We start from the raw sequence: 13,592 nt of genomic DNA, 5'->3' as shown, positions 1-13,592 counted from the left end.
CCGTCACTCACCCTGTTTTATTATTTATTAAAATTAATGTGCTAGCGCAATAGCTTTAAATGTAGCATGTTTTTTATTTGTCATCACAATCTATTTCAGCATCATAGCATCATAATGTGTAAACCATAACCTGCCATATTTTAACCCTGATGGCAATGCCCTGAAACGAACATTCAATACATACGAGAGCCACATACTAAAGCTAGATACTCACTGACCGCTATTTATTTAACCTTGTCTTCTTTGCTCAGAAATTAGACCCATCGAATACAAATCAGCTAAAAACTCCTCTCTATCATCTATTCCAGGCTTGATTTGGCGAATAAATCCAGCAAAATCATAATCAATACGTTCTAATAATGACTTTTTAAGTGTTTTAGCTAAGTCTTGTGAATCAGCAAAATCTTGACACAGAACATAGACGACAAAATCAATAATAAAGACTTCTATATCTGAAAACCCTGTTTCAAAATCGTATAGCGTATATCCCAAAATAGACTCGTAACTGTTACAATCTTGAGGTTTATCAAGCAGATACGAGTAAAAGCTATCTAACACCCTATGCCTAATTTCAGTGTAACTTACCATTAAGTAGATAACTCCTGGGTTAAGACAACTCATTAAAATAAAAAGCCAACCGCTTTTTACTTAATTGCTTACTGATTTAGGTTAACGAACCGCCCCAAGAAAAGCAGCCATTTTATCGGCATCTTTAATGCCCTTCGCAGACTCAATTCCACCACTAACATCAAACGCTTGTATCGGTAGCTGCTGGGTTGGGCTGACATTATCCGGTGTCAATCCGCCAGCCAATATAATGGGCAAACTGGCATTATTCGGAATTAACGACCAATCAAAACGCTCACCGGTACCGCCATAAGCATCCTTATGATAAGCATCAAGCAAGATACTGCTGGCGCCGGCTTGTGCATAAGTGTCAATCGTTGCCTCTATACTCTCCACGCTATCCGTCTGCTGATTAATACGTAGTGCTTTGATCCAGCGCTTGTGCACTAAATTAGCCAGTCGCTCACACTGTTCAGGGGTTTCATCACCATGAAACTGAATGACATCAAATGCAACCGTTTGCGCAAGCTCAACAAGCTCATGCTCACTGATATTAACAACCAAAGCGACCACACTAACAAAAGCAGGCACTGCCTTTATCAACTCAGCCGCTTGAGTAATGGTTACCGCACGCGGACTAGGCGGATAAAAGACCAAACCAATGGCATCCACTCCCATATTAACCGCTTGCTCGATATCTTTTGCTTGGGTAAACCCACAAAATTTAACTTGCTTATTGCTTGTCATTTAAACGTCTTATCGCCACTAATTGCTAAATTTTCTATATTAAAAATCAATTGTGATACTTAATTGATGTAAGCTGTTATAGCGCACTCAATGAGTGTTCGGGTTGCTTGCACATCAAATCAAATTTTATGCTTTAGCTATCACATTTAAAACTTATCCTAGCATAATTACAAGTGAGTGTTATGAATATTAACCCGATTTGCGCTTTATCTACTCCAAGCAAGATAATAACGGCTAAGACAACGACTATGACAACAAAAACAGCACTCAAAACCACCACTGAAAACTCAAGCATTAATGCTCTGATGTGGTTCCGACGCGATTTACGCATTGATGACAATACCGCTTTAACCCTGCTTCATGATTTGGTATCACAAACTGCGCAAAACCATCAGTTAAACCCACATGAACAAGAAGAAGTAAACAGCTCGCCAGCACGCTTATCAGCTATCTTTGTGGTCACTCCAGAACAGTGGCTACAGCATGATATGTCATTGGTGCAAATGGATTTGATGCTGCGTACGCTTAAACAATTGGCCATCCGCTTATCAACACTCAATATAAAGTTACAGCTCATCCACTGTGATACCTTTGAACAATCGGTTGAGCGGATAACAGAGTACTGTCTTGCTAATAACATCACCCATGTTGCTGCCAATGCCGAATATGAGATTAACGAGCGGATGCGTGATGATCAGATTGCCAAACAGCTTAGCGCACAAGGCATCCAGTTTGATCTACATCATGACCAATGCATTGTACCGCCAGGCTCAGTGATGGTGACATCAAAAACCGGTGAAAATAAGATGTATCAGGTATTCACTCCGTTCTATAAGCGTTGGCAAAGTCTGCTAGATGCCAGCCCTGTGCATTTATATGATATTGAGCAATCTGCTGACTCGCAAACTCAAGCCTCAGATGAATGTAATGAACCATCGGATACACTGGCGCAAATAGATCAGCTGCATCAGCAAATGCTTAGGCTATTTTTAGAGCGACATTCATCAAATACAAACCAATCTCAGCTACAAGCCTGCCATAAGGCCTACCCTGCCGGCGAATGGGCGGCACAGCAAAAGCTAAATGACTTTGTAAAACAAGACATCGATGAGTATCAAATCAGCAGAGAACAACCCGCACTGATGGCAACCAGTCAGCTTTCTGCTTATCTGGCCATTGGCGCAATATCAGCAAGGCAGTGTTATGTAACAGCGATTGACGCACTGGCACGAACTGATTCGAGCTCAGAGGATATATTGACGTGGGTTAAAGAGCTGGCGTGGCGTGATTTTTATCGACATGTTATTGTCGATCGACCCGATATTGTTAAACACCATGCCTATAAAAAAGAAACTGATAATAAGATAAACTGGTCTTATGATCTAAACGACTTTAAGGCTTGGTGTGAGGGGATGACAGGTGTGCCTTTGGTCGATGCAGCGATGCGTTGCCTGAATCAAACGGGCTTTATGCACAATCGCCTGCGTATGGTAACCGCCATGTTTTTGACCAAAGATTTGTTGATTGATTGGCGCTGGGGTGAGCGCTATTTTATGCAGCAACTGATTGATGGTGACTTTGCTTCTAACAATGGCGGCTGGCAATGGAGCGCATCCATAGGCACCGATGCGGCGCCCTATTTTCGGATTATGAATCCGTTTAGCCAAGGCAAAACCCATGACAAAGAGGCTTTATTTATCAAAACTTGGCTACCTGAGCTAAAAGACATCCCTGCCAAAATCTTACATGATGAATCAAAGCTGCGTCAGGCATTAAGCCCACAAGGTGACTTTGCCGATGTTAATTATCCGCAGCCGATGGTTGAGCATAAAACAGCTAGACTGTATGCCATTGAACAGTTTAAGTCCAATGGCTAATTTTAATTAACCTAATCGACTGGCTGGCAAGCACCGGCACCTTGAGTCGCCACCGTTACCTCTGCGCCTGTCATTGCAAATAACTGTTCTATCGCAGTTTTTGCATTATTTTCAGCCTGAAGCATCACGCCATCAGCACAAGCACGCTTTAATACTTCTTGCTTAGCACTGGCTTGCGCTTGCTTTAGAATTTCAGGCTCAGCATTTGTCATGCCAAAGAAACCTCCTGCCTGCCAGTCATACACCTCAACATCATCTAAATAGACGGTGAAGATTTCAACAGGCGGTACAGTTACCATCACATTCGGCATCAAGGTTAGCGTGCCACCTTGTTTACCGTCGGCCTCTGCTTGCTTCTTTGCTTCTTCGATTTGCTGCTCAGTGGGGTCAGACACTTGTACCATTTCAGGACTTAATTGGCTTAAGTCAACACCCGCGACCACACGACCACGTGCGATAAACAAGCCCTTTTGCTGGTCTTGCCATAAGCGCTGCCAAGAGCCTTGCTGCTCACTAGTAATGACAGTATCGACATTATAAGCGACCGTCTCCAAGCGATTTAATTGCTGTATTCGACTCACTACCCCTTCACGACTTAGGGTTTGAATTTGAGTTGAAGTATCCTTGGTAAATTGCTGCCACAATAGAACACTGAGCACAATTATAATCAGTAGCAAAATTAGCTTGGACCAAACACCACCAGATTTTGCCATTTTTTGAGTTTTGTTATTCATAATTTATCATCATTAAGGTTATAATTAATGGTTTGTCATCGCCAAACACGGTTTATACCACTATCATTAGGTCATTGAGGCCAAATAGCAAGTGATGAAATAGGTTGATGACCGTGTAAAAAGCGGCCTAGATAGGTTAAATACAGCCCTAATTAGCAGTGTTATATAAAAAAGGATTGCGTCAGTGGCAAACTTTACCTAACATAGGCAGGTTGTGGTTTAAAACCAAACTTCATTATCAACTTAGATTGATTTCTAATTTAGATTTTGTTTATATTTTTATTTTAGACAGCTTATGTTAGATATCGATTACTTGTGTTAGATATCAATGAAATATTAAACCGTCACAGTGTTGCTGATTATTTATTTAACACTAATTTAAAGCTTAAGTTTTAACCAAACCACATTCATTTACAGATTATTTTTGTTACTGTGTCATTTCACTACATTAAGTAAAGTCGAGTCCATTATGAGAGCCAGCCAGTTTTTATTTGCTACCTTAAAAGAAAACCCAAGTGATGCAGACATCGTATCAAGCCAGTTGATGCTTAGAGCTGGGCTTATCCGTAAGCTTGCTTCTGGCCTTTACGTCTGGTTGCCTATGGGGCTTAAAATATTACAAAAAGTAGAAAAAATTGTGCGTGAAGAGATGCAAAACATCGGCGCGCAAGAAGTGTATATGCCTATGACCCAGCCTGCTGAATTATGGCAGGAGTCTGGTCGCTTTGAAGACTACGGCCCAGAGCTACTACGCTTCAAAGACCGCCATAACCGCGACTTTGTATTAGGCCCTACCCACGAAGAAGTCATTACTGACCTAGCCCGTGGCGAATTACGTAGCTATAAACAGCTGCCTATGACCTTCTTCCAAATTCAAAGTAAATTCCGCGATGAGATTCGCCCACGCTTTGGAATCATGCGTGCCCGCGAATTCACCATGAAAGATGCCTACTCATTCCATATTGACCAGGCCTCATTAGAGCAAACCTATCAAGATATGTATCAGGCCTACACCCGTATCTTTAATCGTCTTGGTCTAAACTTTAGAGCGGTATTGGCCGATACAGGATCTATTGGCGGCTCAGCATCACATGAATTCCACGTATTAGCTGGCAGTGGCGAAGATGCGATTGCTTTCTCTGATGGTTCAGACTTTGCAGCCAACGTTGAGCTGGCTGAAGCGGTATGCTTTGATGAGCGCCCTGCTGCTTCAGAAGACAGAAAAGATGTGTCAACGCCAAAAATTGAAACCAATGAAGACTTAGCGGCCTTCTTAGATATCCCACTAGCAAAAACAGTAAAAACCTTAATCGTAAAAGGTCATCAGCTGAACGAAGACGGCACTGAAGGCGAGCCACAATTAATCGCTTTAGTGGTTCGTGGCGACCATACTTTAAATGAAATCAAGGCTGAGAAAATTGCTGAAGTGGCAACACCACTGACCTTCGCTACTGAAGAAGAGATGAAAGCGGCGGGACTGAAAAAAGGCTATATTGGTGTTGATCTTGATATCCCTGTGTATGTCGACCGTGCTGCAGCCGCTATGGCGGACTTCGTCTCAGGTGCCAATGAGTATGACATGCACACTACCGGCATGAACTGGGATAGAGATGCACAAATCACCAAGGTCGTTGACATCCGTAACGTGGTTGATGGTGACCCTTCACCAGATGGTAAAGGTACCTTAAGCATCAAGCGCGGTATTGAAGTGGGTCATATCTTCCAGTTAGGCGATAAGTATTCTAAAGCGCTTAGCTGTACTGTGATGGGTGAAGACGGCAAGCCAGTGACCCTTATGATGGGCTGTTACGGTATCGGTGTCAGTCGCATCATCGCAGCGGCGATTGAGCAAAATCATGATGACAATGGCATCATTTGGGCCAAAACACCAGATCCAAAAGACTCTATCGCACCATTTGATATTGCCATCGTACCGATGAAATCAAAACAAGATACGGTAATCAATACCGCTGAAGCACTTTATGAAGAGTTAAAAGCAAAAGGCTTAAATGTGTTGCTTGATGATCGTAATGAGCGTCCTGGTGTCAAGTTTGCTGATTTAGAACTAATCGGTATTCCACATCGTATCGTTGTATCAGATCGCAACTTAGCAGAAGATAAGTACGAGTATGTGGATCGCCGTAATGGTGAAAAGCAGCTACTTAGCCGTGATGAATTATTGGCTGTTTTAGAAGCTTAATCGATATCTCATATTAAGTGTCTTATTAAGCATCTCATTAAGCGCCTCGTTAAATTAATAGCACAAATAAGAGAACGTCTTGACTATCAAGGCGTTCTTTTTTTGTGCTTTTTAGTTATCGAATACACAAATTTTTTATCTACAACAATAAGTTTAGCGTTATAATCGTAATTAATACAACTTTAAGCGCCATTAAGCACAGTTAAACTCATTGCGCTTATCCGCTTAGTGGACGCTTTAAACCTTACTTCATTATTGATATTAAACAACCTGATATTAAACCATTTGATAGTAACAATATCATTCAGCTATAAGGTGACCATACCATGCAATTTGCAGTAATCGGACTGGGTGTCTTTGGACGTGCTTGTGCCTTTGAACTACAAAATCAAGGCAACGAAGTGCTAGGCATTGATATGGATGAGCAAGAAGTAAACAAAGTGAGTGACATTTTAAGTCACTCCGTCATTGCAGATGCCACAGACAACGAGACCTTAAAAGAGCTCAATCTTAGCCAATTTGATGGGGTCATTGTCAGTATCGGTGACGACTTAGAAGCCAGCTTATTGTGTACCTTAAACTTAATTAAACTGCCAGTGAAAAACCTGTGGGTAAAAGCTAAAACCGATGCCCATCATGACATCCTAGATAGCTTGGGAGTCGAAAACATCATTCACCCAGAACAAGACATGGGCATTCGTATTGCTCAAGCGATGGCCTACCCTATGATGAAGCAGTATTTATCTTTGGGCAATAAAGAGTATATGGTTCGCATTGATATTCCTAAGAACTGGGAACCAAAAACTATTGGCAAAATCAAAAACAAACACCCTTACACGCCTTTGGTGTTAGTCATTCGTGATAAAGAAATCCTACGTGATTTTGATGACTCTATGATAGTGCAATACCCTGATTGCTTGATTTATGCCGGTTTGGTAGAAGACCTAAAGCTACTGGCTAAGTATTTTATTGCCTAGCTTGCGTCGTGCTTAACTTGCGTCGTGCTTCAACAGTTGCGTTAGAACAGTAGCACCCAAAACTTGAGCACTAAAATGATTGTTGTTTGACTCTTATTCTGCGCTGTTACGTTAAACCTTAAGCCATATCTTTAGTTGCATAAAGGCCCACACCATGCCCAACCAAACATTGCCTAAAAAGATAACGTCAAAAAGCAATACTGCAAAAAATAAAATGATGCCCAATAATAACGGTCATCTGTGGCTGTCACCGCCCATGATTCTTGCTGTGGGCTTCTTATTTTTAATTGCCACAGGCAGCTCATTATTAAAACTGCCTTTTGCTACGATTGAATCAGTCAGTTGGCTAGAAGCTGCGTTTACTGCTACTTCTGCAGTCACCGTCACCGGATTGGCCGTGGTTGATACTGCCAACTATACCTATTTTGGGCAGTTGGTGATTATTGTGCTCATTCAATTCGGGGGGCTGGGTTTTATGACCTTTGCGGTACTGGCCTTTTTTAGTTTGCAGCGCCGATTAAACCTCACTAGTCAAAAAATTGCCCGCGAAGCCTTTGCCGAAACCAGCTTTAGCCAAATTACCAACACCGCCAAGTCGGTATTTATGATTGCCATCTGTGTCGAGATGATTGGATTTATTGGTTTAACCTTATGCTTTTTGCCAGAAATGTCATGGGGTCAGGCGTTATATCAAGGCTTCTTTTATACCATCTCAGCTTTTAATAACGCAGGCTTTGCCCTATCAAGTGACAGCTTAAGTGGCTATGTCGACCATGCTGGTATTAACTTTATTATTACCAGCTTAATTATTATTGGCGGACTCGGATTTTTGGTGATTAAAGACTTGGCTGATAACCGCAGTTGGCACAAGATTAATATCAATACCAAACTAATCTTGGTATCAACGCTGGGCTTAAACCTGATTGCCTTTATGCTATTTTGGTTATTAGAGCATAACAATCCGGCTACTGTAACCAATCACTAAATATGGGAATAAGTTAAACTATGCGGGAATAGATGGGACAAGCCCCATGAAGTCCACGTAATTCCAAGGTTTGAAAGATTCAAAAGTTCGACGTTTTAAATTATTCTCATTTTAGCACACCAGCCGATTTAGGGCGATATAGCCAGTTAAAATGGGAATACGCTGACGGGCTTTAAAAGATGTTTAAATGAGTTTTAAAAGGGTGGCTTAGGCTGCCCTTTTTCGTGGGCAAAGATTAGTCAGGAAGATCGTAACTGGCATGGATGACTTGACCGCATATCTCAATATCATTAGCTTGCATATCCTGCTTGGATATATCGAAGCTGTCATAGGCTTTGTTATCGCTGATAAGCCTTAGCCCGCCTGTCGGTATCCACTGAGTACGCTTGACATACAGCCTGTCATCAATGCGGATGACGTACACTTTGCCATCCAGCGCTTGGTTGCGCTCTCTATTAATGACGATAGCTGCATTCTCTGGAATGGTAGGAATCATTGAGTCACCTTCTGTGAATAGCACTGCCAAGCATTTAACTGTTAAGCTTCTTGCTTGAACCCAACGGCGGCGAAACGCTAGGTATTTGCTGGGTTTAATAGCGCCATCACTGAACATGCCATGCCCTGCACTGACAGCGATGTCATATGCAGGTATATGAACGTACTCATCATCATTAACCGCTTCTGAGTCAGATGCTACCTGCTGTAGTGGTTGAGCCTCTGTATCACCAAATATTAAGTAATGAGGACTAATACCATAAATTTTTGCTAATTCAAATATATTGTCAATTTTAGGCTCTCTATCACCCACCTCCCAGGCTTGCAGTGAGCTACGAGCAAAACCGTTATTAGATAAAGCAACCACTTCATCTCTAGTTAGATTCGCATTGTTTCTAACCTTAGTTAGTCGATCTGCAAAAACCTTTCTATCAAAGATACTCGTTACAGGTTGTTGGCTCATAAGATGTAACCTTTTAATGACCTAATATACCTTGTTACAGGTTCTTTAAGTACTTGTTTTAATTGCGTTTTAGATTATAAAGAGGTATTTTTGTAATAAAAATAACCTGTTACAGGGTTTTTTACTTGATTAATAACCTTGTTACAGGTATTATATACACAAGCAATAAGTAAATGAGGTTATTAAATGCGTACAAATCAAACCGAAAAAAAAGCGCCAGTGGTGGAAGACTGGCACCAAGCGGAGATTATCGCATCGCTTAAAAAAAGTGGGACTAATATGTCTGCATTGTCTGAGGCTCACGGGTACAGTCGTGGTGCATTACGCAATGCGTTGTATCGTCCCTATCCAAAAGCTGAACGTATTATTGCTGAGGCAATTGGCGTTGAGCCTAAAGATATTTGGCCGACTCGTTATACAGGTTAATTAACTTGGAGATAGATTGTGAACCTAGAAACAAGTTATACAGCACAGGAGTTGGCGGATTTACAGTTAAAAAGTTTACCACATACTCGTGTGGGTGTCATGAAAAAAGCAAAAAAAAGCAACTGGACTACTCGAAAACGGGTTGGGCGTGGTGGTGGTCTTGAATACGCCTTTGAAAGCCTGCCTGAGGATGCTCAAAACGAAATCCATATCAAGGTTGCCAAGCAGGTAGCAAAGCAACAAGCTCGTGAAGCAAAAGACAATCAGCCCAAACAGGCAGATGAACCTAAACAGGCAAACTATTTGCCAGAAGTGCTTTGGAGTGGCTGGGAGGATGCTACAGCTAAGCAAAAACAGAAAGCTACTGAACAAGTGGGTAACTGCTTTGCTGTTGATGACTTAATCAACACGGGCATGGGTACTGTGCAAGCGATTGAGCAAGTTGCTGCCGATACCGGTGTTAGCAAAGGCTCATTAAAGCGCTGGTATTACAAGGTACGCAACTTTGAGCGTAGTGATTGGTTGCCAATATTAATCGGTAACTATCACAAAAGCAAAAAGCGTCAAGCGGACTTTACCCCTGAAGCATGGGAGGCGTTTAAAGCAGATTACTTACGCCTTGAACGTCCACAGATGGGTACTTGCTACGAGCGTTTAAAACTTTTAGCAAAAGAGCATGGTTGGACGATACCTAGTCTTAGCAGTGTCAAGCGTAAGCTTAAGCGTGAAGTGCCGATGACCCAGCAAGTGTTACTACGTCAAGGAGATCATAAGCTGTTTGAAATGTACCCATCTCTACAACGTAGTGTTGAGTCACTTGAGGCTATGGAGTGGATTAATGGCGATGGCTACAAACACAATGTGTTTGTTGAGTTTCCTGATGGGGAGATTTGCAGACCAGTGACGTGGTTTTGGCAAGACGTGCGTACTCGCAAGATACTTGCTTACCGTACTGATAAGTCTGAAAACACTGACACTATCCGTTTATCTTTAATGGATTTGATATATCGCTACGGCATACCTCGTGAAGCAACTATTGATAATACCCGTGCGGCTGCTAACAAGAAGATGACAGGTGGCGTGCCTAACCGTTACCGCTTCAAAGTGAAAGAGGACGAGCCTGATGGGATTTTGAAAATACTTGGTATCAAGGTGCATTGGACGAGTGTGAACTATGGCAAAGGGCATGGTCAGGCAAAACCAATTGAACGTGCATTTAGTCACGGCGGCCTTGGTGAAACGGTAGATAAAGACATGCTACTTAGAGGACATAACACGGGTGGTAGTGCTAAAGATAAGCCTGATAATTATCACGGTGGTAAACGTGGAGCAAGCTATGAAGACTTTATTACCGCATTGGATAAGGGAGTTGATCTTTGGAACAACCGTGAGGGGCGTGATACTGAATTGTGTTTAAAGCGGTATAGCTTTAACCAAGTGTTTGAGCGTGATTATGCACAAGCGACGATACGCCGTGCCACCACTGAGCAGATGCGCCTGCTAATGCTAACCAGTGAGGCGGTGACGTTGAAACACAATGGTACGTTTGAGTCTCATTCTGGCGGTAGCATTGATGGACAGAAAAACCGTTATGAGGCGGTGGACTTAATCGGTAGTCATCATAAGAAAGTGGTTATCCGCTTTGATCCTCAAAAGCTACATGAGAATGTGCTGGTATATAGCTTGGATGGTAGGTTTTTGGCTGAAGCAGTTTGTACCAAGAAAGTCGCCTTTGGTGATACGGCTAAGGCTCGTGAGCACAGTAGAGATCTTAGACAGCGTATTAGACATGAGAAAGCTGCTGCTAAAGCACAGTTGAAGATGACTAAGAGACAGTATGCGGAGCTTGAAGCGGCGATTGAGGTGAAAGATGATGCACCTCCAATACCAAGTATTACTGAGATTATGAGAATAGAAGGAAATACGGTGCGGAAGCAGACAGCTGATGCAGATGACGAGTGGGAACATCAAGATGACTATATGAATTATATAGCAATGTTAAAAAAGGAGATGAGTGATGAGTAAGACAACACAAGCAAAAAACCCAATGCAAACTAAAAATCTTTCAAACGATAGTGATCACCGTCTAGCACCATGTCTGAAAGCAGAAGCTGACCAAAATCAGTTGCAACAATCTTCTGCCAAAAAGACCAAGGGGTTTGATTTAAGTCGTCTAGAAGACCACCAGCTTCGGGAGGAAGCACAGGAATACCGTCAAAAATTGCATGACAGTCGGCTACTAACTGCACCGACATTTGAATTTCTTTCATCTCAGATACAGACTCAAAATTTTCAAGATCTTCAAGCTCAGATTGCAACTCTTGTGAATAGCAGAGCATTCGCCAACGTGTGCAAGCTAACAAAAGACGAGCGACAGGGGTTTGCCACTTTTTTGTCTTGTTGCGCCGTGTTGTATCAGCAAGGCAAAAAGAAAAGATCTCGTTTTTGTTGGCATGCTCCCATCGGTAAAATTCATCGCTACCTACAATTAAAAGGCATCTTTTTAGATTAATAAAGTCCTCATCACTCCAACCCTCAAAAGCAATACGTTGCATCTCGTGAAAGGTGTAAAACATATTTTGAAAGCTGTTGGATACGGTGAGTGGCGTATTATAAAACTTAAGCATAACGAACCTCTTAAATAGAAGAGAGAAAATATTATGACATTAACAGATCAAGTAAAACAACTGATAGAAGAAAAAGGCTTAACTCAAACCCAAGTTGCCAAAGAATGTGGCTTTAGCTCTGGTGCGTTAAGCAGCTTTTTTAAGGGTAGTTATAAAGGTGATAACGAGAAGCTGGAGGCGTCACTGCAAAGCTGGTATGACGCACAAACAAAGCAGACTGCTACGTTTGTCTCTGCTCCTGACTTTGTAGAGACACCTACTGCGACAAAGATATTTGCTGACTGCGACTTTTTGAAGATGTTCGGCAAGATGGGCGTTGTCTATGGCGCATCTGGTGTCGGTAAGACGCAAGCGGCTCGCCAATATACCAAAGCCAACAACAATGTGTGGATGATAACCGCCCGCCCTAGCATCTGTACTATCAATGAAGTGCTGTACGAGATGGCATTGGAGCTTGGCATTACTGATGCGCCAAAACGTGCAGGCAAACTGTCACGTATCTTAAAGACGAAGCTGTCTGGCACTAAGGGCTTGATGATTATTGATGAAGCTGACCACTTGCCACTGAAAGTATTGGAAGAATTACGCATCTTGCAAGAAGACAGTGAAGTCGGCTTTATGCTGATTGGTAACGACAAAGTGTACACGCAAATGCAAGGCGGATTTAACCAGCGTCACCAGTTTGCACGGCTTTGGAGTCGTAACGCCAAAAGACAATCAGTACAACAGAACAGCAAAAAGGATATCGATGCAGTAGCACAGGCTTGGGGGCTTGAGCTGTCTGACACCAAGCTGATGAATGCCTTATATAGCATTGGTCAAGGTGCTGGCTCATTGCGTGCCCTAACCAACTACTTGCAACTTGCAGGACTAACTGCCAAGGCTCGCAATGAGCCAATCACGCTACCGCTGATCTTATCAGCACAGAAGCAAATGGGGTGAGTTATGACGACTAATACGACGACTATCTATAAGAACAAGCTCAAACGCACTATAAAGACTGGCATGCATGCGCTACAGCTGGATGATGCGACTTACAGAGATATGTTGGCTAACGTTAGCCAGCGTGCCAGTGGCAGTGCCAAGCGTAGCATCAAAAACATGACTTTGGCTGAGCTTAACGGCGTGATTGATGAGATGCGTAGTAAAGGCTTTGAGGCCAGACGTGGTAAGTACAGTGGTAAAAAAGACAACTCTGTCCGCAATAAAGATGAGCAAAGGATTGAACGGCCTATGCTAGGCAAAGTCCAAGCGCTGTGGATCACGATGCACCAGCAGGGCTTTGTGAAAGACGGTAGTGACAATGCGTTAAATGCCTTTGCACGTAAGCTATTTAACAAACAGCGCAAGCAGGATGATAAGCCGCTGATTATCAACTTGCGTGGTGCTGATGATAGAGAACTTTGGCAGTTAATCGAAACACTAAAAAGCTGGCAGCAACGAGAAGAAGATAAGTTGCGACTACAAAAACTGAAAAACGACAAGTAAGGGGTT

Annotated in this window: 13 protein-coding genes; 8 read left to right on the top strand and 5 right to left on the bottom strand. The window is 42.5% G+C overall.

Annotated features, from left to right (window positions below; all coding sequences use genetic code 11):
* Positions 1-228: 228 nt before the first annotated feature.
* Both A6J60_RS11900 and A6J60_RS11895 read right to left on the bottom strand, forming a co-directional pair.
* Positions 229-492 carry a hypothetical protein gene (locus tag A6J60_RS11900; protein ID WP_127891450.1) on the bottom strand — a complete coding sequence of 88 codons (264 nt, stop codon included), beginning with the start codon at positions 490-492 and terminating at the stop codon, positions 229-231.
* 177 nt (positions 493-669) lie between these two features.
* Positions 670-1,314 (bottom strand): phosphoribosylanthranilate isomerase, encoded by a 645-nt coding sequence (locus tag A6J60_RS11895; protein ID WP_096066160.1) that lies wholly within the window; start codon positions 1,312-1,314, stop codon positions 670-672.
* 248 nt (positions 1,315-1,562) lie between these two features.
* On the opposite strand from A6J60_RS11895, the gene A6J60_RS11890 reads away from it, so the two are divergent.
* Positions 1,563-3,191 carry a cryptochrome/photolyase family protein gene (locus A6J60_RS11890; RefSeq protein ID WP_096066159.1) on the top strand — a complete coding sequence of 543 codons (1,629 nt, stop codon included), beginning with the start codon at positions 1,563-1,565 and terminating at the stop codon, positions 3,189-3,191.
* 11 nt (positions 3,192-3,202) lie between these two features.
* On the opposite strand, the gene A6J60_RS11885 is transcribed toward A6J60_RS11890, so the two are convergent.
* Positions 3,203-3,925 (bottom strand): DUF4230 domain-containing protein, encoded by a 723-nt coding sequence (locus tag A6J60_RS11885; RefSeq protein WP_096066158.1) that lies wholly within the window; start codon positions 3,923-3,925, stop codon positions 3,203-3,205.
* Between the two features lie 469 nt (positions 3,926-4,394).
* Between A6J60_RS11885 and A6J60_RS11880 the strand changes: the two genes are divergently transcribed.
* The 3 genes from A6J60_RS11880 to A6J60_RS11870 all read left to right on the top strand — a co-directional run bounded on the left by A6J60_RS11880 (position 4,395) and on the right by A6J60_RS11870 (position 8,087).
* A complete protein-coding gene (locus tag A6J60_RS11880; RefSeq protein WP_096066157.1) occupies positions 4,395-6,125 on the top strand; it encodes a proline--tRNA ligase in 1,731 nt (576 codons plus the stop codon).
* A gap of 326 nt (positions 6,126-6,451) precedes the next feature.
* Complete coding sequence (locus A6J60_RS11875; RefSeq protein ID WP_096066156.1) at positions 6,452-7,102, top strand: potassium channel family protein; 651 nt, start codon at positions 6,452-6,454, stop codon at positions 7,100-7,102.
* A gap of 154 nt (positions 7,103-7,256) precedes the next feature.
* The gene (locus tag A6J60_RS11870) at positions 7,257-8,087 is read left to right on the top strand and encodes a potassium transporter TrkG (protein ID WP_227526143.1); all 831 of its coding nucleotides are present in this window, start codon (positions 7,257-7,259) and stop codon (positions 8,085-8,087) included.
* Positions 8,088-8,322: 235 nt separating this feature from the next.
* Here A6J60_RS11870 and A6J60_RS11865 read toward each other — a convergent pair whose 3' ends face one another.
* On the bottom strand, positions 8,323-9,045 hold the full coding sequence (locus A6J60_RS11865) for an XRE family transcriptional regulator (protein WP_096066155.1): 723 nt from the start codon (positions 9,043-9,045) through the stop codon (positions 8,323-8,325).
* A 186-nt stretch (positions 9,046-9,231) separates the two neighbouring features.
* Here A6J60_RS11865 and A6J60_RS11860 point away from each other — a divergent pair, with 186 nt between their 5' ends.
* Together A6J60_RS11860 and A6J60_RS11855 are read left to right on the top strand one after the other, a co-directional pair.
* Complete coding sequence (locus tag A6J60_RS11860; RefSeq protein WP_096066154.1) at positions 9,232-9,471, top strand: helix-turn-helix domain-containing protein; 240 nt, start codon at positions 9,232-9,234, stop codon at positions 9,469-9,471.
* A gap of 18 nt (positions 9,472-9,489) precedes the next feature.
* Positions 9,490-11,496 carry a transposase domain-containing protein gene (locus A6J60_RS11855; RefSeq protein WP_227526142.1) on the top strand — a complete coding sequence of 669 codons (2,007 nt, stop codon included), beginning with the start codon at positions 9,490-9,492 and terminating at the stop codon, positions 11,494-11,496.
* A 29-nt stretch (positions 11,497-11,525) separates the two neighbouring features.
* Here the strand turns inward: A6J60_RS11855 and A6J60_RS11850 are convergent, their stop codons facing one another.
* Positions 11,526-12,098: a hypothetical protein gene (locus tag A6J60_RS11850; RefSeq protein WP_096064667.1), complete on the bottom strand. Its 573-nt coding sequence runs from the start codon at positions 12,096-12,098 to the stop codon at positions 11,526-11,528.
* Between the two features lie 33 nt (positions 12,099-12,131).
* Between A6J60_RS11850 and A6J60_RS11845 the strand changes: the two genes are divergently transcribed.
* Positions 12,132-13,040, top strand: coding sequence for an AAA family ATPase (locus A6J60_RS11845; RefSeq protein ID WP_096066152.1), 909 nt, complete (start codon positions 12,132-12,134; stop codon positions 13,038-13,040).
* Between the two features lie 3 nt (positions 13,041-13,043).
* A complete protein-coding gene (locus A6J60_RS11840) occupies positions 13,044-13,586 on the top strand; it encodes a regulatory protein GemA (protein WP_096066151.1) in 543 nt (180 codons plus the stop codon).
* Positions 13,587-13,592: the final 6 nt, after the last annotated feature.

It is taken from the genome of Psychrobacter sp. FDAARGOS_221 (genome assembly GCF_002313155.2).
Lineage (GTDB): Bacteria > Pseudomonadota > Gammaproteobacteria > Pseudomonadales > Moraxellaceae > Psychrobacter.
The sequence above is the reverse complement of the archived record's forward strand: the minus strand, read 5'-3'. Positions and strand labels throughout refer to the sequence as shown.